15 protein-coding genes are annotated in these 21,804 nt (G+C 56.9%); 7 read left to right on the top strand and 8 right to left on the bottom strand.

All coding sequences use genetic code 11. The features are described from left to right. Positions 1-59: 59 nt before the first annotated feature. Positions 60-3,290: an O-antigen ligase family protein gene (locus A9Q02_RS24235; protein ID WP_172450890.1), complete on the bottom strand. Its 3,231-nt coding sequence runs from the start codon at positions 3,288-3,290 to the stop codon at positions 60-62. Between the two features lie 118 nt (positions 3,291-3,408). Beyond that, positions 3,409-3,999 (bottom strand): DUF4126 domain-containing protein, encoded by a 591-nt coding sequence (locus A9Q02_RS11515; RefSeq protein WP_097653228.1) that lies wholly within the window; start codon positions 3,997-3,999, stop codon positions 3,409-3,411. Between the two features lie 403 nt (positions 4,000-4,402). Between A9Q02_RS11515 and A9Q02_RS11510 the strand changes: the two genes are divergently transcribed. Then, entirely contained in the window at positions 4,403-6,214 is a 1,812-nt protein-coding gene (locus A9Q02_RS11510) for an ABC transporter ATP-binding protein (protein WP_245860505.1), read from the top strand. Positions 6,215-6,275: 61 nt separating this feature from the next. On the opposite strand, the gene A9Q02_RS24230 is transcribed toward A9Q02_RS11510, so the two are convergent. Then, entirely contained in the window at positions 6,276-6,848 is a 573-nt protein-coding gene (locus tag A9Q02_RS24230) for a hypothetical protein (RefSeq protein WP_097653226.1), read from the bottom strand. Between the two features lie 423 nt (positions 6,849-7,271). Between A9Q02_RS24230 and A9Q02_RS11500 the strand changes: the two genes are divergently transcribed. Genes A9Q02_RS11500 through A9Q02_RS11490 form a run of 3 tightly spaced genes read left to right on the top strand, consistent with a single transcriptional unit; the run spans position 7,272 to position 12,315 of the window. Further along, the gene (locus tag A9Q02_RS11500; protein WP_097653225.1) at positions 7,272-8,204 is read left to right on the top strand and encodes a hydroxymethylglutaryl-CoA lyase; all 933 of its coding nucleotides are present in this window, start codon (positions 7,272-7,274) and stop codon (positions 8,202-8,204) included. A 2-nt stretch (positions 8,205-8,206) separates the two neighbouring features. Continuing rightward, entirely contained in the window at positions 8,207-8,992 is a 786-nt protein-coding gene (locus A9Q02_RS11495; protein ID WP_097653224.1) for an SDR family NAD(P)-dependent oxidoreductase, read from the top strand. Further along, positions 8,989-12,315: a S41 family peptidase gene (locus A9Q02_RS11490; RefSeq protein WP_097653223.1), complete on the top strand. Its 3,327-nt coding sequence runs from the start codon at positions 8,989-8,991 to the stop codon at positions 12,313-12,315. The genes A9Q02_RS11495 and A9Q02_RS11490 overlap by 4 nt, the downstream gene beginning before the upstream one ends. Positions 12,316-12,436: 121 nt before the next feature. Here the strand turns inward: A9Q02_RS11490 and A9Q02_RS11485 are convergent, their stop codons facing one another. From A9Q02_RS11485 to A9Q02_RS11465, 5 genes are all read right to left on the bottom strand, one after another. Beyond that, positions 12,437-13,639 carry an MFS transporter gene (locus A9Q02_RS11485; RefSeq protein ID WP_097653222.1) on the bottom strand — a complete coding sequence of 401 codons (1,203 nt, stop codon included), beginning with the start codon at positions 13,637-13,639 and terminating at the stop codon, positions 12,437-12,439. A 39-nt stretch (positions 13,640-13,678) separates the two neighbouring features. Then, the gene (locus A9Q02_RS11480) at positions 13,679-15,322 is read right to left on the bottom strand and encodes an amidohydrolase (protein WP_097653221.1); all 1,644 of its coding nucleotides are present in this window, start codon (positions 15,320-15,322) and stop codon (positions 13,679-13,681) included. A gap of 244 nt (positions 15,323-15,566) precedes the next feature. Then, positions 15,567-15,725 (bottom strand): Flp family type IVb pilin, encoded by a 159-nt coding sequence (locus A9Q02_RS11475; protein ID WP_097653220.1) that lies wholly within the window; start codon positions 15,723-15,725, stop codon positions 15,567-15,569. Between the two features lie 144 nt (positions 15,726-15,869). Then, the gene (locus A9Q02_RS11470; protein WP_097653219.1) at positions 15,870-16,949 is read right to left on the bottom strand and encodes a sensor histidine kinase; all 1,080 of its coding nucleotides are present in this window, start codon (positions 16,947-16,949) and stop codon (positions 15,870-15,872) included. Between the two features lie 9 nt (positions 16,950-16,958). Next, complete coding sequence (locus A9Q02_RS11465) at positions 16,959-17,717, bottom strand: polyprenol monophosphomannose synthase (RefSeq protein ID WP_097653218.1); 759 nt, start codon at positions 17,715-17,717, stop codon at positions 16,959-16,961. Positions 17,718-17,855: 138 nt separating this feature from the next. Between A9Q02_RS11465 and A9Q02_RS11460 the strand changes: the two genes are divergently transcribed. The 3 genes from A9Q02_RS11460 to A9Q02_RS11450 all read left to right on the top strand — a co-directional run bounded on the left by A9Q02_RS11460 (position 17,856) and on the right by A9Q02_RS11450 (position 21,794). Next, positions 17,856-19,397 carry a hypothetical protein gene (locus A9Q02_RS11460; RefSeq protein ID WP_097653217.1) on the top strand — a complete coding sequence of 514 codons (1,542 nt, stop codon included), beginning with the start codon at positions 17,856-17,858 and terminating at the stop codon, positions 19,395-19,397. A 42-nt stretch (positions 19,398-19,439) separates the two neighbouring features. Further along, entirely contained in the window at positions 19,440-20,972 is a 1,533-nt protein-coding gene (locus A9Q02_RS11455) for a hypothetical protein (protein ID WP_097653216.1), read from the top strand. 66 nt (positions 20,973-21,038) lie between these two features. Then, positions 21,039-21,794, top strand: a complete 756-nt coding sequence (locus A9Q02_RS11450) for an SIR2 family NAD-dependent protein deacylase (protein WP_097653215.1) — start codon at positions 21,039-21,041, stop codon at positions 21,792-21,794. Positions 21,795-21,804: the final 10 nt, after the last annotated feature.

Below are 21,804 nucleotides of genomic sequence, written 5' to 3'. Positions count from 1 at the left end.
CTCACAAAATGGGTGGGATCTTATTGGTCGTGCCATGGTAGTACACTTGAGCGCTTTTGTCAACGATGAACATACTCCACCCATACCATAAGCCAGAAGGCAAACGCCAGATCTGGCCAGAAGTAGAACTGGTCAACCATGCCATGGAGAAGTCCGCCCGCCATCGCGGCACTGACTCCAGCGACTAGCACGGGGCCGTATGCGCCAGCGTGCCGCGCCGCACCAGTGCGAGCAAGCGTTTGCCAGGCCCCGCGTGCGAAATTAAAGAGCAGCCACCCGAAGGCAAGGAGACCGAGCGGCCCCATCCGCAGGGCGAGATCAAGCAACAGATTGTGCGGATGCGCCGTATTGATCTCGTTGGTCTCGGCCAGGGTCGGGTTGATATAGGCCGGATAGAGGCGGCCAAACTGGTCGAGTCCGATGCCCAGCGGGTGATCGCGCCACATTGCTAGCGCCGAAAGCCAGGTCTGCACGCGCACGCCGCTGCTTGCTCCAAATGGGTTGAGCCGTTCGATATCGAGGATGATCGCCAGGATTACCCCAACCACCCCGATCCCCGCGATCATTGCGAGCGGCACCAGTACCCGTCGTGTGCGCCAGAGTTTTGTTGGTACCAGGGCGAGCGCCAGAACGCCACTCGCTACCAGCATCCCCAGATAGGCTCCCCGCGAAAACGAGACGAGCAGGCCACCCAGGGTAAGCAGGGTCAACAGTGCATAGGGCCAGGCTTTGCGTACACCCCCCCCACGCAGCGCCACAAACGTCAACGCCGCCGCCACGGGCCAATAGCGTCCCATTGCGAGGCCCAGATTATTTGGATGCCCATAGAGACTCGCGACGCGCCTCACGCCCTCGACAAAGAAGCTATCATCGCCAAAACCTGCCTTGGTGCCAAAAAGGGGCACCAGATTCAGCCCACCAAACTGGAGCAAGCCAACCAGTCCGGCGAGCGCACCACCCGTGAGCCAGGCAAGCACCACTGGGCGTTGATACGCCTGGCCAAAGAGTGCGGCGACCCCCACAAAGACCATTGGGCCAACAAACATCCAGCGCAATTCGCGCAACGCAGGACCGCGCTGCTCGGCAATGACGACGCCCCAGACGGCTGCCAGCCCAACAAGCAGGATCGGCAGCCAGAACGACCAGGTCTGGCGAAGATCGCGCAAGGCATGCATCGCGTTGTCAGGCAAGGTAAGCACCTGCGGCTCGCGGAGCGGGCGCTTGAGCCAGTGCGCCATCACCTCAATGACCAGGCGCACGCCAGCCGCAAAAAGCGCGATCACCAGCAAGAGTTCGTGCAGCGGCAACGCCAGGCCACTCTCGCGCAACCCCAAGCGGCTATCAAAGATCAACTTGGGGATAAAGTAGAGCGGCAGCGTCAAGGGAACAAAGAGCAGCGCCACCCTGGGCCGTATCACCGCCAGGATCGCGAAGAGCAACAGACCAGCGAGGGTTAGCGGGACCTGGGGCGAAGCCCGGTAGGCGATGATCACCGCGAAAAGCATGCCACTCGCAACAAGCGTGTCGGTTCGCACAAGGTAGGCCAGCCATCCGCCTCGTGCGAGCATCTGCTCCCGTAGACGACGAACATGCTGGCTCATCAGCACAAGCACAGGCGGTGCCGCCAACATCGTTGCTGCGCCACTGACCGCCATCAAGGCAAGCAAACCCAACGCCCCATAGTCCCACCAGAAAGCCCATGGACGACTCCGCTCAACAATGAAACTCACAGGCGCAGGCGACCCTTGCAACTCAAGCACATGCACGCTATCGGGCAATTCATCACTGACCAGCAGCGCTCGCCCGTCGGATTCATCGCGACGCAACGCGACTGGGTTGCCATTGATTGTCACCGCCACCGGATCGGCCTGATCAACCACGAGGGCAATGCGTGTCCCAGCGAACTGCAAGCGCCATCCATCAGCCAGGGGGACAACGGCGGCGTGGTTCCACGAATGCGCCCCGACGCCGGCAATGGTGGGGGCGGTCGCAAAGGCTTGCAGAATGTCGAACGACGGTTGGATCTGCCAATCACGGCTCACCAAAGCAAAATAGGGCGTTGGATCAGCGGGATCGGGCACAGCATAGCCACCGTAGCGCAGCATCCAGACATTCATCACGCCAATCCAGGGCCACTCGTCGCGGGCGCGTTTCATCTGGCCGACCAGATATTCGCCCTTGGTTGTTTCGCTCACCGGCGGCCCCCAGGTCATCCGGCGCTCGGGCGGGATGTGATCGGGGGCACTATTCCAACCAAACTCGGTGATCCAGATTGGCGTCGCATGATCGCTGTGTAGCTCCATCACCTCGCGCAACAGCACCACCCGGCTCACGTCGTTGCGAGTATCAATCGGGCGTTGCCAGTTCCAGTTGCCACGTCCGCGCAAAAAGACATACCGATGCTCATCGGGCGGCTGACCGAGACCATACCCCTGGGCGGCCATCACATCAAAATAGGCAGCGCCCCCCGCTCGATAGACCCGATCGAGATACTCGAGTTCGGTCATAGGCGCACGAAAATCGAGCCCATCGGTCGGGGCAAGACCGGGGAAGATGACGACGGCATCGGGATTGGCCTCGCGCACAGCAGTAGCCCCGACGCGCAAGAGTTCAACAAAATCCTCGGGCCGCGGATCGTGCCAATTCCACTCATTGCGCAGATTCGGCTCATTCCAGATCTGGAAATAGCGGACTACCGGGCTACCGGGGGCATCATCCACCCCATCACCGTTATACCGCTCGACCACAGCCCGTACAAAAGCCGCATAATCGGCAAGATCGTCGGGAGGGCCGGTCGAATTGCCATCCACCAGCAACCCGGCCTGAAAGACCGGATCAGCCTCGAACTGACTACGTGCCCATACGGGAGGACGTTCGAGCCGCCAGATCAACTCTATCCCGGCGTCACGAGCGGCATTGGCAATCCGATCATATTTGGCCCACGACGAAACCACGCCGACGGCCTCAACATTGCGCCGATCCTCAAAATCACCGCGCCCATGGATCTCAAGATCGTCCCAGGGTACCTGCATCCGCACAAAACGCGCCCCGAGCTTAGCCGTGAGTTCAAAGGAACGCTGTACCGCCACAGGGTCTGGTTCGAGATGCACATTAAACAGATTGATGCCCAGGGTTGGGCCATCAGCCTGGGGAATAGGCTCAGGGTCAGGGGTAAAGACAACACCCCGATGAAGCGCGTTATCGGCCCAGACAAAACCAGCAAAACTAACAAGCAGCAAGCCATTCAGCAGCAACAATATGACGAGCCTGAAGGAGTGGTGAATCTTCATGATGACATATTATAAAACACTCTTGATATGCAGGGCGTCGTCCTGCGCATCAAGCGTGTTTGGGTGGAACCAAAATAGTCACCATACCAGTAAAAAGAAACGTGACTGCCCCGGGGCACTAAACTTTTCCGTTCACCACGGCATCATCTTTTTTGCGCCAGATTTTGGCCGCCCGACGGAAGACGCGATAGGCCACAAACGCCAGCACAATCGCGAGAACCACCGCGAAAATTGGCACAAGAATTGCCAGGATGCTCAAGACTAAAGAGGTCACATCCTCAATGGTACTGATAATAGGATTCCCAGTCCCCCCGGTGGCCGCTGTCACGACCGGACGAACCGAGGCCCGCGCTGCGTGGGTGCTACCCGCCGCAAGTAGGCCAGCTGCACCAACAAGAATCGGGCTAACGGTCGCCAGATCACCCTGGCTCGCCAGGGCAAGAATCGCTCCGGCAATCGGATTGATCACGATCCCGGCTGCGTGGAAGAAACTATCAACAGCCGGAAGCTTGTCGCCAGCAAAATCAAGCACGGCCAGTACTGCGATTACCAGCAAGACAAAGACATTCGACAGAAGATCAAATGGCTCGGCCAGTTGAATCATCCCTAGGCGTGCAAAAATACCAATTGTCAACAACGGAAGATAGGCGTTCAACCCCGAAGCTGTCGCCAGACCCAGGCCCGTTGCCAGGGCAATGATCCACTCCATACGTTACCCCTTTTGCCATAGTGTCAGCGGAGTGACTCCTGACGGCGCAGCCCGCCACGAGTCACTCCGCTGTCGGTTGACGTCCCGTACCTACAAGACGGTGAAGTGCTGCAAAAGGTTGCACGCCTCCTCCACTTTTGTTCAGGTGGTTCCTCTGCGTATGCAGGGGGTGTATGATACCCACTAGGGGTATAATAGAATGGGGCACGCAGCCCCCAGGAATCTTGGGTGTGCTGGGGCCAAGACCAGCAAAGCTGGTCTTGGCCCCAGCACACGTATGGTTTGTTAGGGCGATAGCCCTAAAGAGGAGCCAGATCAAATCACGATGAGTCAAACATCTCCCTCACGCCGACGAGGCTCTGCCAGTACACAAGGTTCTCTTCCTGATGAACCTCGTAAAACCATGGCCGAGCGTTGGCAGATTCTCCGCTCGGCCCTCCGCAACATTCCCAGGGTCTTTGCCCTTGTCTGGCAGGCGCACAAAGGGGCAACCGTCACGATGGCCCTCGTGACGTTGATCAGCGGACTGCTACCGATTGCGCAAGCCTGGGTCGGCAAGTTGATCATTGATGAAGTGGTGTTGATTGTAACCACCGATATCAGTGCCGCAGACGGTCTGCGCGCCACTGTCCCCTTTCTGGTCATGGAGTTTCTCTTGATCACAACGGGCACAATCCTCGGGCAGTTACGTGCGCTGGCTGAGCATATTCTCAATGCGCGCCTGGGCAATACGATCAATACGGCGATCATCCGTAAATCACTGAGCCTCGATCTCCACTATTTTGAAGATGCTGAGTTTTACGACAAGCTCCAGAATGCCCGCCGCGAGTCCAACTGGCGTGCGATCAGCATTATTACGACCACCTTCAGTCTGATCCAAAATACGATCACACTCAGTTCGTTTGCTGCTGGTATTCTTGCTTTTAGCCCCCTGGTAGCGTTGATTCTCTTTGGGGCAACTTTGCCCTCGTTTGTTGTCCAGACGCGGTATAGCCACCTGACTTTTCGCTTGCTTACCTGGCGTGCGCCGGAGTCACGCCGCATGACCTACCTCGAACATCTGTTAACCGTTGATCAGAGTGCAAAAGAGATCAAGCTCTTTGCGCTCGGGGAACCATTGCTGGCACGGTATCAGGAGATGTTCTTGAAGATTATGCATGAGGATGAGGATCTGGCCCGGCGGCGCTCACTGATCAGTACGCTCTGGGGGTTGTTGGCAAGCATCAGTTATTACGGGGCCTATGCCTGGATTGTCTGGCAAACGTTTGTGGGGGCGATTACGATTGGCAGCCTGACCTTCTACCTCACCCTCTTTCGTCAGAGTCAGGGCACGTTTCAGGGCCTCTTTTACAATGTGAATCAACTCTTTGAAAGCGGCCTCTTTCTTGAGAATCTCTTTGGTTTTCTTGAATTGCGTCCCCAGATGATCACTGGCGAAGGGCAACCAATGCCACACCCGATCAGCCAGGGTATCGAGTTTCGCAATGTTGGTTTTCAGTACCCTGATCGCACCGAATGGGCGTTGCGCGGGATCAATCTGCATGTCAGGCCCGGTGAAAAGATCGCGCTTGTCGGGGCCAATGGTGCCGGTAAAACAACCCTGATCAAGCTGTTGACGCGCCTCTATGATCCAACCGAGGGTCAGATTCTTCTGGATGGCGTCGATTTGCGTGCCTACAATCTTGAAGAACTACGCGCCTCAATTGGGGTCATTTTCCAGGATTTTGTGCGCTATCAAGCCTCGGCGCGGGACAATATCGGGTTTGGTCAGATCGAAGAACTTGCCAACGATGCACGCATCCGTCTTGCTGCTGAGCGTGGCGGTGCTGATGAGGTGATCGAACCGTTACCTCAGGGCTATGATACGATTCTGGGGCGCTGGTTTGCCGGGGGGGCCGAACTCTCGGGGGGGCAATGGCAGAAGATCGCCCTGGGCAGGGCGTTTATGCGCAAGAGCGAAGTGCTTGTGCTCGATGAACCAACGGCGGCCCTGGATGCACAACGTGAATACGAAATCTTTCAGCGTTTTCGTGAATTGACGTCCGGGCGGATCGCCTTTTTGATCAGCCACCGGTTTTCAACCGTGCGGATGGCCGACCGCATCGCTGTCATTGAAGAGGGGAAGATTACGGAATGTGGTACCCACAGCGAACTTATCACCCTCGACGGAACCTATGCTCATCTCTTCAACCTGCAGGCTGAAGGCTATCGTTAACACCGACACGACCACCAGATAACGGTGGTCGTGTCACGTGCAAGCTCTTGCTTGGGCGTGCTTACTTTTTGGAGCCGTCGCCTGTTGCCGCTTTCATCATCATCTGGCTGAACTGGGTCTGAGCCTCAACCGCCTTCTGGGCGGCATCCTGCCACATCGCCATGATCTTCTGGGCCTGTGCCATATCAAACGTCTGCGCCATCATGCTCGGCTCAGCCTTCTTCAACATCTCAAACCAGTTCTCGGAAAAACGAACCTGGGTATCAGTCCAGGTCCGGGTCATCTCGAGCATCTGGCGTGTCCACTCAACCGAAGTTGCCGGCATACCAGGGATGGTTGGCATGCCAGGGATGGTTGGCATACCAGGCATGACAGGCATGTTTGGCATACCAGGCATGTTTGGCATGCTCACGGAAGAAGCGGCCACGCTCTCGGCCCACAACTTGGTCAGTTCAAGCTGCTGCTCAAGAGCATACTTTACGGTACCACGCCAGGTATCAACGGTCTTCTGCCAGGCCTCTGGGCTCTGGGGTGTTGCCATCATTTGCATTGAGGAGACCCAACTCTCCCAGACCTTCTGCTGTGTGGTTGTAAAGGTCTTGAGCATATCATTCGCCTGCTTCGTCCAGTCCATGCCGACCCTCCTTATATATTGCACTCGGTGTGCTGTTCCTAAAACCTTTGCGTCAATACATAGCTTATGTATGTTTTGAGCGTACCAGAAATGGTTACAGATGAGTTACGTAGTAACAAGAAAGATTATAACCACAGATTATGCACTTCGCAACCACCAGCATGATGAAATACCAGATCAAGCTCTTTCTGCTTGCAATTTATTTGACACTCTGATGTTTGACAAGCATCCTACGCTCATCTACCATGCATATGGAAGATCGTTTTTGATCAGCGTTTGGGGGCTTGCGGCCTCCAGGAGTCTTGCTTGGGTTGGCGACAACCCCAAGCTTTGCTTGCCGTTGTCGCCAACCCAAGCATAGGACGGCAACGAAACGTGTATGCATGCAGCAGAGCCGCTGCATGCAGTACCAAGAGGTCGTTGATGACAAGCATTGCTAGCCCGATGGCCCTGCCTTCGTATGCCGCGATTCGCGAAGTCGGACCACGTGATGGGCTCCAAAATGAGTCGGTGGTGCTCACCACTGCCGAGAAACTTGAACTGATTGCCGCACTTCGTGACGCCGGTCTGCGCCAGATCGAGGTCGGGGCCTTTGTCCGTCCTCAACAGGTGCCCCAGATGGCGAATACGGCCGAGGTGTTTGCTCAGTTGCCGCGCCATCCCGAGGTGATGTATTGTGCCATTGCTCCTAATTTGGTGGGGGCACAACGCGCGGTTGCGTCACGTGTTGATCTTGTGCAGGTCTTTCTCAGTGCGACGGAAAGTCACAATCAGAGCAATGTCAACATGGGTATTGCGCAATCGCTTGATCAGGTTGCCGAGATGAGCCTGTTGGTGCGTCAGGCCGGGATTGCTTTTGATGCGGTTCTCTCGGTGGCTTTTGGGTGCCCGTTTGAAGGCCATGTACCGGTTGAACGGGTGCTCGATCTTTGTGGTCAGTTGCTCGATCTTGGCGCGGGCGAGGTGACCCTTGGTGATACGACGGGAATGGCCCATCCGCTGCTGGTGCAACAGATCATCTGTGCCTTCCGTGAGCGCTTTCCCCGCCAGTCGCTGCGGCTCCATTTGCATAGCGCTCGCGGGGCCGGGCTTGCCAATGTGCTCGCAGCGTTGCAACTTGGTATTACGACCTTTGATAGCAGCATCGGGGGGATCGGCGGGTGCCCATTTGCCCCCGGCGCTCCGGGCAATCTCTGTACCGAGGATCTGACGCATATGTTGCACGAACTGGGGGTGACAACCGGGCTTGATCTGCCCGCGTTAATGCGTGCGGCCCGCCTCCTTGAACGCTTGCTGGGCCATGAAGTACCAGGCCAGACAATCAAGGCCGGGATCTGTAAACATTTGACAGGATGAGTATGCGTACACTTGCAGGAAATGTTGTGGTTGTGACCGGGGCTTCTGCGGGCATTGGCGCCGCAACAGCGCGGGCGTTTGCGCATGCCGGCGCACACCTAGTACTTGCTGCCCGTTCACCTGATCCCCTCGCCCGCCTGGCGGCGAGCCTGCCCGGAACGCATCTGGTTGTGCCAACCGATGTGGCTGATCCGGTGGCCTGTCAAAACTTGATTAGTCAGGCGGTCAACGGATATGGTACGGTCGATCTGTTGATCAATAATGCCGGCGTTGGTCTGTCTGGCCCGGTCAGCAGCCTCGATCACGATGATCTCACCCGTGCCCTCGCCGTCGATCTCTTTGGCCCCCTCGCCCTGATGCAGGCGGTGCTTCCGGTGATGCGCGCACGCGGTCGTGGGCATATCATCAATGTTTCAACGGTGCTGGCGGTGCAACCCCTGCCCTATCTGGGTGGTTACGCTGCGGCCAAGGCTGGCCTTGAACGCCTGAGCGATGCCCTCCGCATGGAATTACAGGGCAGTGGCATCAATGTCTCGGTCGTACGCCCAGGCACAACGCGCACTGGTTTCAGCCAGAATCGTCTGGGCAAAGGGGGGGAACAACGGCGCTTTTCACCCCCCGGCGTAGGCCCTGAGGTGGTGGCCCGTACCATTCTGCGGGTGGCCCGTCGCCCGGCGCGGGTTACCTATGTTACCGTTGGTGACCGTATCGGTGTGATCGCTGCGGCGCTCTTCCCGGGCTTGATCGAACGCATCCTTGGCAACGCGATTGGCTGGAAAGAAGCATGAGCACACAACCCTATTTTCGGACTCCTAGCATCGATCCCGATGGCTCCCAGATTGCTTTTGTTTATGCTGGTGATATCTGGCTTGTGGCAGCCTCAGGTGGCAGAGCCGAACGCTTGACGGCCCACGCGGCCAGTCACAAGAATCCTCGGTTTAGCCCCGATGGTGCCAGCCTCGCTTTTACGGCTGATCGCAATGGCAATGGCGAAATCTATGTGTTGCCCCTTGACGGTGGCGCGGTCCGCCAGTTGACGTTTCACGATGGCCGTTCAACCGTCGAAGCCTGGGCACATGATGGTCAGGCGATCTATTTTACGGCGAATCGTGAGCAGATGGGTGACAGTATCTATCGGGTCAAGCTCACTGGCGGTACTCCGGCGCTCATCTATAGTGAACCCTACGAAAACCTTGGTGCGGTGAGCATCGATCCGACGGGGACACGTCTGGCCTTCTGCAATATCCGTGATCGCTGGTGGCGGCGTGGGCCAGATCCCTTCTCACCTGGTGAGATCTGGCTTGGCCCGAGCGCTGAAACTGATGCATGGAAAACCGGGAATTATACGGCCTTGCAATTGCTTGCTGGCCCACAGCCCACTGGACCCGCAACCCCGCCTGTGACTGCTCTCCCTGGCGCCTATGCTGGCCGCAATGCCTGGCCGTTGTGGGCACCTGACGGGGCGGGGATCTATTTTGTCAGTGACCGCGATGGGGTCGAAAATCTCTGGTATCTCGCCCTTGATGGCACCGAGCCGCAACGCATAACGACCTTTGAAGATGGTCGTTTGCTTTTTCCTCAGATCGCCCGTAACGCTAGTTTGATCGTCTTTGAACGGAACTTCCAGATCTGGCATCTCGATCTTGCGACGCGTGAAGCCGCTCCGCTCGCCATTACCGCCCGTGGTGATAGCAAGGTCACACCGGTGCGCGAAGAGAGCTGGCCGCGCCATTTTAGTGAATTACGCCTCAGCCCCGATGGCAAAAAGATTGCTTTTATTGCCCGTGGTCAGGTCTTTGTTGATTTTGCCGATAAAGAGACGGAACGTGACGTGCGTCAGGGGCCTTCCTTCCGCGTCACCGATACCCGCGCTCGTGAACGCCAGGTCGCCTGGACGCCTGATAGCCGTAGTCTGATCTATCTCTCGGATCGTCACGGTGAAGATGAGATCTATCGCTACGATGTGGTTGTGCGCAAAGAGACGCGGCTTACCACCGATCTTACCCCCAAAGCGATGCCAAGGATTTCACCCGATGGCAAGTGGATCGCGTATCTCAGCCAGACCGAAGCCGTACGTCTGGTCAGTCTGAACGGTGAAGAGGCCCGTGAACTGTGTCGGGCACGCTTTGTTGTCTCCGCTGATCTCTGCTGGTCTCCCGATTCCCGCTGGCTTGCCTATCTAGCTCAGGACGAGCACTTTTTTAGCAACAGTTATGTGGTGTCGTTGGAGGGCGGTGAACCACGCCAGATTACCTTTTTGAGTAACCTTGGGGGCAGCAATTTGCTCTGGTCACCGAACGGGCAGCACTTGATCTTTACCACGCGACAATACCGCGCCGAGGCCCAGATTGTCTGCGTTGATCTGCGCCCCCAGAACCCGCTCTTTCGTGAAGCTGAATTTGAGAAACTCTTTGAAGAGAAGGACAAAGAGCCATCGAAAGAAGAGTATAAGCGGCCAATCGAAAAAATTGCGGTTGAGTTTGAGCCACCAACCGAGCCAGAAGATCCCGATGAAACGCCCGAAACAACGGCCCCATCGCAGCTTCCTGCTGATCGTGATCCTGTCACCCGAACTGAGACGGCAGCGCCGGCGACAAGCACGTCATCCCCTGAACAGCCTGAAGCTAGCCCGGTGATTGTTTTTGAAGGGATTGAGCGCCGCCTCCACTTTCTTACACCTATCCAGATGGACGCCAGTGCTGCCGCAATTAGCCCTGATAGCCGCGATCTGCTGTTGCTTGCCGTCGTCGCCGATAAGGTCAATATCTGGAGTATGCCGCTCGATGAACCACGTCGTGGGCATCCGCCACGTCAGTTGACGGCGAGTGAAAGTTCCAAAGCGGCTGTGCAGTTCACACCTGATGGCCGAGCCTTTTTTGCCCTCGAAGATGGTACGATCACGATTCGTAAATTTCCTGCCGGCAATGAACCGGTCAAAGTGCATGTTCGTGGCGACGTAACGGTCGACTTTCACCGTGACAAACAGCAGATCTTTCATGAGGCCTGGCGTGCGCTTCGTGACAACTTCTATGATCCGACCTTTCGTGGTCAGGATTGGGCCGTGTTGCGCGAGCGTTTTGCCCCCTTGATCGAAGGTGCCCAGACAACCGACGAGTTGCACACCTTGATCAATTTGATGACTGGCGAATTGCGGGCCTCGCATCTGGGTAGCAGTCCGGGTAGGTGGATGGGCAGTGATGGATATATTGGGGTGCTCTTTGATCCGGTTGAACTCATCACAAGCGGATGCTTGCGGGTGCAGCGCCTGATTCCTGATAGTCCGGTTGCCATGGGGCCTCTGCCACCGCGCCCCGGCGAATATCTCGTCGCAATTAATGGTACTCTGTTGACCACCGAGACGAGTCTGGATCGTCTGATGCGTCGCAGTGTTGGCCGGCGCATTCGTCTGACGCTTGCCGAAGATCCTGACCATGATGGGCCAACCCGTGAGGTTGATCTGCGCCCCCTGAATGGACACGACTACGCCTACCTGCGTTACCGTGACTGGGTCATGAGCAATGAGGCCTACGTCCACCGTATCAGTGGTGGACGGCTCGGGTATGTCCATATCGAGCGTATGAGTTACGATGCGTACCAGCAATTCCTGGCCGATCTTGATGCTGAAGCCCACGGCAAAGAGGGTGTCATTATTGATGTACGCTATAACTCTGGTGGACACACTGCCACCTTTATTCTTGATCTCTTAACCCGTCGTACCGTTGTGCTCAGTAGCTTCCGCCAACAAGCCACTATCGATGCGGCCCATATGTCTGGGAATCGTATTCTCAACAAACCAACGGTGCTCGTCACCAACGAACACTCGGCCAGCAATACCGAAATGCTGAGCGAGAGCTATCGTCGGCTCGGGCTGGGCAAGATTGTTGGCCGCCCAACCGCCGGAGCAGTTATCTGGACGCACAATATTCGCCTGCTCGACGGGGCTTTCTTCAGGCTCCCGAGTTTTGCGGTGTTGACGCCAGAAGGTGAGCACCTTGAAGGGCACGGGCGCCCAGTCGATGTTGATGTGACGCGGCCGCTTGGTGAATGGGCGCTCGGACGTGACCGTCAGCTCGACGCCGCCGTGGCGGTCTTGCTTGGGGAGAACAGGTGAGACTTAGGGCCAATACCTTGCATAGAAGGTTGACTCGTGTTGACGCAAAGGCGCAAAGGCGCAAAGCTGCACATGCAGCTCCCTCAAACCTTCGCGCCTCTGCGCCTTTGCGTCAAACAGCCTAATCGGCTGCTGACGCAGGCGCAGCCACTTCTCTGACGACACGCGGTGTCCCAGGCATTGCCAGTGCAAGCAGGGCCGCTGGCAAGCCCAACAACGTCGCCCAGACCATCACCGTCTGCATACCAACCTGATTTGCGAGTTGCCCCGCCACCCAGGTGCCGATGGCCCCGCTGGCAAAGGTAAACCCAAGGATCAGCCCGGCAGCAAAACCTCGTTGGACGGGCAACATCCGCTGGGCATGCACCACGAGCACACTATGCTGGCCACCAATCAGCAAACCTGCGCCTGCACACGCGATAAACGCAACCGCAATCGACGGGGTCAAGAGACAGAGCAGACCAACCGGCACACTCAAGAGCAACGGGCCAACAATCGCCACGCGCATCCCGTGACGATCCGCGAGCATCCCATTGAGGATCTGCCCGACGGCCCCGGCAGCCATAAAGACACCGGCCAGCAACCCAAACAGGGCTGGCTCCCAACCGCGCCCCTGGAAGAGTTGCGGCAGATAAGCCTGATAGACTGCCTGGATCGACGAGCGGACTGCGACCAGCAAGACAAACGCTGCAATTAGCACAACCCCAAGCAACGTCCAGGTTCGTGCCGTCTGCTGGGCGGAGGCCTTCCGCTTTTGGCGCGGTTCGCCCTTGGTTTGCGTACGGGCCGAAGCGAGCAAGAGGCCGATGGGGATAACTGCAATTGCGGTCAACGGGAGCAACCCGATCGCGCCAAAGCGACCGGCGAGAATACCGGCGAGAAAAGGCCCCACTGCGAGGCCGACCTGGCCTGAAAAGAAGAAGATTGACGTCGCACTGGCCGCACGGTCAGGCACCGCCACTGACGAAGCCGCTGTGCCAATCGGATGAAAGAGGCCACTCCCAAGGGCAGCCAGCAGAAAAACGGGCAGAAGCCATGTCCATGTTGGGGCAAGGGCGACCAGCGTAAAGAAGAAAGCCATCCAGGCGACACTGACGGCCGCGAGTAGCATCGTATGGCCCGGGGCCTTGTCGGAAAGCCAGCCAAACAATGGCTGTGACAATGAACCAATGAGCAGATAGATCGCCAGGGCTGTCCCGATCTGCGCATAACTCAACCCGAGTGGCTCTTTGAGCACCGCGAGCAACACGGCCCCCGTACTATTGAGCACATCAACCACAAAGTGGCCACTTGAAACAGCGATAAAGGCTTTATTCTTGTACATACCTACCGACGAAGATCAAGCCTTCGCCTGCTCCTTTCCTCATCCGCCTGATGACGAACGCTCAAACACCACCTGGCCATCAACAAGCGTCATCGCTGCCGTTATCGCTCCAAGTTCATCGGCACGGCACTGTAAGGGATCACCGGTCAACACAACAAGATCGGCCAACTTACCGGGTGTCAGTGTCCCTTTCAACGCGGTTTCAGCACTTGCCACTGCCGGCCCATAACAATAGGCACGCAGGGCTTCTTCGACCGTCAGGCATTGCTCGGCATACCAACCGTCTGCTGGTGTACCATCGGGGCGTTGGCGCGTCACCGCAGCGTGGATGCCCAACCACGGATTCATCGTCTCAACGGGCGCATCGGAACCAAAGGCGAGCGTCGCCCCACCGGCCTGGACACTGCGCCAGGCATACGCTGAGTGACAACGCTCTTCCCCCCAGAGCCGCGAAGCTGCGGTGATATCGCTGGTACAGTGGATCGGCTGCATCGAGGCAATGATCCCGAGTTGCCCGAGCCGAGGTATATCAGCGGGATGCAGCACCTGGACATGCTCAATCCGGTTTGGCAACGCCATGGCTGGGAAGGCCTCAGGCTGGGCCTGGCGGTCGTGGATTGCCCGTTCGATGGCATCAAGCACCTTGCGATTGGCGGCATCACCAATTGCATGCACAGCAACGCTGATTCCGTGGGCATTTGCCCGCCTGATCGTCGCCTCAAGCACCTCGGGTGGCATCATCGCCAGGCCCGTACTGCTCGTACCCTCATACGGCCTCAGCATCTCAGCACTCTGCGAGCCAAGTGAACCATCGGCAAAGAGCTTGAGTCCACCCAGGCGGAGCCAGGCATCGCCAAAGCCACTGCGCAACCCGAGGGCAATCGCGGCGTCGAGATCGGGCTGAGCCATATAAGCCAGACAGCGTACGCTCAACCTGCCCTGCTGGCGCATCGTCTGCAGATCACGTAACGTGGTCGATGCATCAGCAGGATCTGTGCCCGGAGGCACATGGATGCTGGTGATCCCATAGCTCAAAGCTTCATCGAAAGCCGCTTGCAGCGCAGCGAGCCGGTCTTGCTCAGTGGGAGGCGGCTCAACCGCACGTACGAGATCCATCGCTGTGTCAACCAGAATACCGGTTGGTTCACCATCGCGGTCACGCATAATCTGGCCGCCCGCAGGATCTGGCGTTGCGGCACCAACGCCTGCGAGTTCGAGCGCGCGACGATTGACCCAGGCCGAATGGCAATCTTTGCGCAGCAGGATCACCGGGCGGTGCGGGCAAACCCGGTCGAGATCCTCTCGGGTTGGCCAACGCCCCCCCCAGAGCACGTGATCCCACCCACCGCCGCGCAGCCAGGCCCCCTGAGGCAACTGTGTATCCCGCTGGGCCACCACCTCCAAGGCCATCTCAAGCGTAGCAACGCCAGCCAGATTGGCTTCGCGCCTAGTAAAGCCCTGCCAGGTAATATGGACATGGGCATCGGTAAGCCCAGGCACAACCGCCCGACCGGCGAGGTCAATCAATTCGTGGGTTCTGCCAGCTGTCGCCACCATCTCCTGAACCTGACGTTCGGTGCCAAGCGCAACGACTCGCCCGTCACGCACCGCAAGCGCCTGAGCCACTGGCACAGCCGGGTCAAGCGTGTAAATCGGACCATTGTAGAGGATCAGCGTTGTCATACCATCAAGTTCCTGCACAAGTGAGCAATTGTTGTACTAATCAAATAACGGGCAGTGCGAATTATACACCTTTTGCAAAGATCTTGCGCTCACCTGATGCACACAGGTCACAGCCGTCAAACATACGTAAGGGACGGTTCATCAACCAGCTTCGCTGGTTGATGAACTGTCCCTTACGCACATGCACAAAACGCCCCTCGGGAACCGAGGGGCGTTTTACATTACGTTGATAGCAAAGATTAGGTTATACCTTGAGGCCGCTATCAATGGTTGAGAAGACCTGCGAAACCTTGTTGCCGAGTACTGTCAAAATACCAATAACAACAATAGCAATAAGCACAAGAATAAGTGCGTACTCAACGAGGCCCTGGCCCTCTTCTTTAGCGAAAAAGCTGCGTAGCATGTCTGTCACCTCCCCCCTGTTTGAAATATTCCCTTGTGGGTTGTTATCACATACTCAGTATAAGTTTACCCGGTCTCATCTGCAATAGTCTGAAAGTCCTGTCAACTCAGGGTACTGCCAGCAGTGATGAGATAGTCCAATAGACTACGTCATCGGTAAGGGTATATTAGCCGCCACTCTGGTGCCTCGGTTTATCGCGCTCTCAAGGCCAAACTCGCCGCGCAGCAACACTTCGGCCTGCTGGCGCATATTGGCAATGCCCATGCAGCGACGTGCACGGGCATTTTCCAGCGTATCACTCACGTGAAAGCCCTGACCATCATCTTCGATGATGATCTGCAACGTATGCCCAGAGCCATCGAGCAAGACGCGCACCTGATTGGCATTGGCGTGACGGGCCACATTATTGAGGGCCTCCTGGATGAAGCGAAAGATCATCACTTCATAGTGATTCGGCAAGCGTTGTTCAAGGTTCTGGATCATCAGATTTACCTCGAGCTTATTCTTTTCACCGAACTGGGTTGTATAACGTCGCACCGTCGGTACCAGGCCAAGGTCATCGAGGGTCATTGGGCGCAAATCAAAGATGAGCTTCCGGGTATCTTGCAGCGTTGTATTGATCGCGTTCTTGAGGGCGTTGAGTTCAGAACGAGCCTGTTCGAGATCATGATCAATCAGGCGATAGCAAATTTCAGCGCGCAATACCAGGTTGCTCATTGATTGGGCTGGCCCGTCGTGCATCTGTAGGGAAAGGCGCAGACGTTCACTCTCTTGTGATTGAATGATATTGGCAATCATCGCTTCGGTGTCGAGCCCGTTCTGGTTCTGTGCTTCAGTCGAGAAGCCGCCGGTCTGCATCGCTTCGAGGAGATCGCTGAGCAATCCAACGACATTTGCGATTTGACCCTGTTGCGTCCGTAGCATATCACGCCGACTCTGGATCTGTTCCAGTTGCCCCCGCATGATCTGCAAACGCATTTGTACTTCCTGAGAGGTGGTGTAAAAGTTCTTGATCTCGTCTTTGCTGTAACGTTCAAGGTTGACTTCGAGATCACGTACGCGATTGGAGACTGACAACTCGCGCTGGGCAAGTTTTTCGACTTCAATCGCGCTCTGGCGTACCAGAACTTCAACTTCGCTGAGTTCGCGCCGCGAGCGTTCCTGGTCTTCGCGATAAGTTGTCAGCGTGCCTTCGAGTTTCTGAATAAGCTCTTCGATTGACATAGATCTTCCTTAGATGCGCCCAAAGCGTAACTTCCAGACATTGATCAATGCTTCAAGGACGATGCGGCGCGACATTTTGGATCGCCCGACCCTGCGATCGGGGAAGATGATCGGCACTTCGCGGATGGTAAAACCGGCCTGCAAGACACGGTAGACCATCTCAATTTGGAAGCCATAGCCATTCGAGCGAATCCGGCTCAGATCAAGGCGTTCGAGCACATGACGCCGGTAACAGCGAAAGCCCCCAGTTGCGTCAGCCACCGGCAAGCCGAGAATCAAACCAGCGTAGAGGTTGCCCCCACGGCTAATCAGTTGACGCCCGGGCCCCCAATCGGTTGTGCCACCCCCGGCAACATAGCGCGAACCAAGCACCAGGTCGGCTCCTGCTTCGGCTGCCGCCAGTAGGCCTGGCAAATACCCGGGATCATGTGAAAAATCGGCGTCCATCTCAAAGATGAACTCGGCACCTTCAGCGAGTGCCCGTTGGAAACCCGCAATGTACGCACTGCCGAGGCCAAGTTTGCCAGGGCGCCTCAAAAGCCCGATGCGTGGTTCGTCTTGCGCCATCTCGGCAACCAGTTCACCGGTGCCATCTGGCGAACCATCATCAACCACGAGTACACGGAAGCGGTCGTGCTCAAGGATGCGTGGAATAAGTTGTCCGATGTTCTCGGCTTCATTGTAGGTTGGCACAATGACCGTACAGTCGGTGACAAGCACAAAATGAGGCAGGACAACTGGTTTTGTGGGTGAAATTGTGGTGAGCATAACAGGCCCATCCCTCTATGTATTGGTTCAACGCGCGCTGGCTATGCGCCCGTTATCGTCTAATGGTATTATAACGATTGAGCGAACCAATAGCGATAGCCTGAGAGTATTGGTTTCTTACCTGACTGGATCACCCTCGTGTCCCCTACGTCATCTGATCATACACGGCAGTTGCCCCTCGTGCGGCTGGATCACCTCTGGGTGCTGTTGGCGCTCAGTGTGATTGCGGTCTTCATCAGCCTTGCCCCGACGAGCCCCAACGATTTCTGGTGGCACCTCAAAGCTGGTGAATTGACCGCGACCTCTGGCTTGCCCACGACGAATCTTTTTGCCTGGGGGGTACCTCCCGAAACCCCGTATATCTATCAGAGTTGGCTTGGCGAGAGGCTCTTTTTTCAAATCTATACGTTTGGTGGCTTTCCGCTCGTGATCTTTGTGCGCAATCTTCTGGGCATAACCGCCTATACGCTGGTTGCGTATGAAACCCATGCTCGTAGTGGGTCGTGGCGCCTGGCCGCCCTGGCCACCCTCTTTGCTGCGGCGATGACGATCAATAATCTGACCACGCGAACGCAGAACTGGTCATGGGTGCCGTTTCTCGTGACCTTGTTTGTGCTGGGACGCTATGTTGATGGCCGCATGGGGCCACGCTGGTTGATCGGTCTGCCCCTGGTGATGATCTTCTGGGTAAATGCGCACGGTGCGTTCGTGATGGGTCTGTTGCTCGCCGGGGCTTTTGTGGTTGGCGAAACGTTGCGCCGCCTCTTGCGGCAACCTCGTGCGCTGGCCTGGTATCGCCTTCGTCCCCTCTATCTGGTCACTGGCGCAATGCTACTTGCCACGCTGATCAATCCATTGGGCTTTGGGATTTTCAGGTATGTGCAGACCTTGTTGAACGATCCGGCCAGTCAGGCGTTGATCATTGAGTGGCAATCGCCTACACCACGGAATCTCGCCGGAGCCGCTTTTTACCTCGGGGTGCTCGCCTTGTTTGCGGCGTTTGGGCTTGGACGTCGTCGCCCGACTATCACCGAGGTGCTTCTGGTGTGTGGCCTTGCCTGGCAGAGCTTTCTTGGGGTACGCTATGTTGTCTGGTTCGGGTTTGCGGCTATGCCGATTATGGCCCAGAGCCTGGCGGCCGCCCGGCCAATGGTTGGAACCACAGGGTTGCCAGCACGCAAAGAACGCGGTGGTGGCTCGGTCGCAAATCTGGCGGTGGCCCTCTTTTTGTTGATCGCCGTGCTCGCCGTTCAACCCTGGACAAAACCATATCTGGGCTTGCCTGCGCCCTATCAAGCGCTTTTTGCTGATCTGCCCGGGGCACCCCTGCTGTTTACCGTTGATACGCCCGTGGCTGCAACTGAACATCTGCGCACCGAGCCGTGCGATGGTCGGCTTTTCAACGAAATGGGCTATGGTTCATATTTGGCCTGGGCACACTATCCCCAGGATCTCCATTTTATCGATCCCCGGATTGAACTGTTTCCCTTTGAGCTCTGGCAAACCTATATCGAGGTGAGTGCCGGGCGTGGGGTGGCGGCGTTTCTTGATGACCACGACGTCAGGTGTGTGCTCCTGCACCAGACCCGTCAGGCAGGGTTGGCGGCAACACTTGCGACGTTGTCGACATGGGAACGCAGTTTTCAGGACGACACAAGTGAAGTCTGGCGCCGCCGTTGATTGATCAGGGTGGTTGATGTAGTGGTGGATATGGTGAAGAGCATGCAGAGAGGACAAACTGGTCAGCGTGGTGTGAGCCTTGATCACGTCTGGCTCTTTGCTGGCGTCGCGTTTATTGCGCTTAGGGTTTTGTTGACGCCAATCCAACCCCACGATTTCTGGTGGCATATGGCGACCGGGCGCGTGATCGTCGCCACTGGGACGATTCCAACGGTCGATGGTTTTTCGTATACCCAGGCTGGGCAACCTTTTTATAATCAGAGCTGGCTGGCTCAAGTTGGGATGTATCTGCTCTTTTCGGTCGGGGGCGCTCCGCTGATCATTTTCGTGCAGGCACTGCTGCTTGCGTTTGCCTACGGGCTCTTGCTGCGTCTAGCGATCAGGCAGAGCGGACGGCTTCGCTTGAGTGTGGGGGTACTGTTGCTCGGGACATTGCCTGCTTCATTTGACAACTGGCTGGTACGTCCGCAGAGTTATGCCCTGGTCATCTTTATCATCTATCTCTATCTATTGACGGTCTGGCGTGACCCTCACGAGCCACGACGACAACAGTGGCTCTGGCCGCCGCTGCTGCTCTTGCCCCTACTGGGGATCATCTGGGTGAATATCCACGGTTCATTTGTGCTCGGTGGTGCATTGATCGGGCTTATCTTTGTGGGGGAAGTTTTGCGCCGCTGGATCGAGCGACGGCGGGCACGGCGTGAGCGTAGCACCGCACCTTTGCGTCCACCCCTCGTGCAACTGATCATCATCGGGGTCTTGACCGGGCTGAGTTGGCTGATCAATCCTGGCGGCTTCCAGGTGCTCGGGTATGTAGGCAATCTGCTGAGCAGTTCACAGGTGACGCAACTGGTCACTGAATGGGCACCACCAACCACACGCGAGCTCAATGGGGCGATCTTTTTTCTCTTTGTGATGGCGGGCATTGTCATTCTTGCGTATGCGCATACCCGGCCTGATCCAGTGGATATGTTGCTCGCGGGGGCCTTTCTCTGGCTGGCATTGGGGGCGGGGCGCAATAATATCTGGTTTGTTGCCGTTGTGACCCCCTTGTTGGCACGACAACTGGCGGCCTGGCGAGATGCCGAGACCCCGGTGCGCCGGGTGTATCAAGGGTTGCCGATGGTCAATGCCATGCTCGTTGGTTTGATCAGCCTCTTGCTCGTGCTTGCTTTGCCCTGGGTCAAGCCCTGGCTTGATCTTCCTCCCGAAGTGGGCTCATTGCTTGCGCCTGAGACACCAGTTGACGCGGTTGCTTTCCTCCGCCAGGATTCCCAGCGTCCTGAGCGGCTCTTCCATGATATGGGCTATGGGAGCTACCTGATCTGGGCTGCACCCAAACAGAAAGTGTGGGCCGATCCACGGATCGAACTGTACCCTCTTGAGCAATGGCTTGACTATCAACGTCTTGTCGCGGGAACGAAGGTTGATCAACTGATCGAAGCGTACCAGATTGATGGTCTCTTGCTCAGTAACGAACAGCAGGCAGCCCTGGTTGCGTGGGCCGAGGAACAGCCAGCCTGGGAGTTGCGTTTTCGCGATGAGGTGAGTAGTTATTTTGTGCATAGGCGCTAAATGGAGTTCATTGCAGCATCATGAGGGGCGCTGTATACTGTAGAAAGTCTGGAGAGGAGGAAGGTGATGGGCCAGATGCTTGAGCGGGCGAGCGAACTAGTTGCTCAGGCGCAACGGATTGTTGTGTTGACTGGGGCCGGATATAGTCGCCCTTCTGGGATTCCTGATTTTCGCAGTGATGATGGAGTCTGGGCCTCGTATGATCCCGTGGAAGTGGCGTCGCTGCGGGCGTTTCGGCGTAATCCCAATCACTTTTACGCGTGGCTCGAAGGCTTGCTTGAGCTCATGCTTACGGCTCAGCCGAATCCTGCCCATCTTGCGCTTGCCGAACTCGAACGTGCGGGCAAGATTCATGCGGTGATTACCCAGAATATTGATGGCCTACACCAGGCAGGCGGCTCGCGCAAGGTCTATGAATTGCACGGTCATCTGCGTCAGGCAACGTGTCAGGGCTGTGATCGTCAGGTGCCGATGACTTCTTTGCTCGGCGATGTGCGGCGTGGTACTGCCCCGCGATGCGGGTGCGGGGGGGCTTTCAAGCCCGATGTTGTGCTCTTTGATGAGCCACTACCGCAGGGTATTTTCTGGTTGGCCCAGAAAGCACTGGAAGAATGCGATCTTGTCCTGGTCGCCGGAACATCGCTTGAGGTCGCGCCTGCGTGCGATCTTCCGTTCATTGCGCTGCGGCGCAAGGCGCGTCTGGTGATAGTGAATCTTGAGGCCACGTATCTCGATGACATGGCTGATGCTGTGCTGCGCGGCGATGTAGCAACAATCATGCCCATCCTGGCCAAGCAAGTATCAAGAGTAATTGGTGGGTAGAGGGAGAAGA

This window comes from Candidatus Chloroploca asiatica (assembly GCF_002532075.1).
Lineage (GTDB): Bacteria > Chloroflexota > Chloroflexia > Chloroflexales > Chloroflexaceae > Chloroploca > Chloroploca asiatica.
Note: the sequence above shows the minus strand (reverse complement) of the source record. Positions and strands in the feature narration are given on the sequence as shown.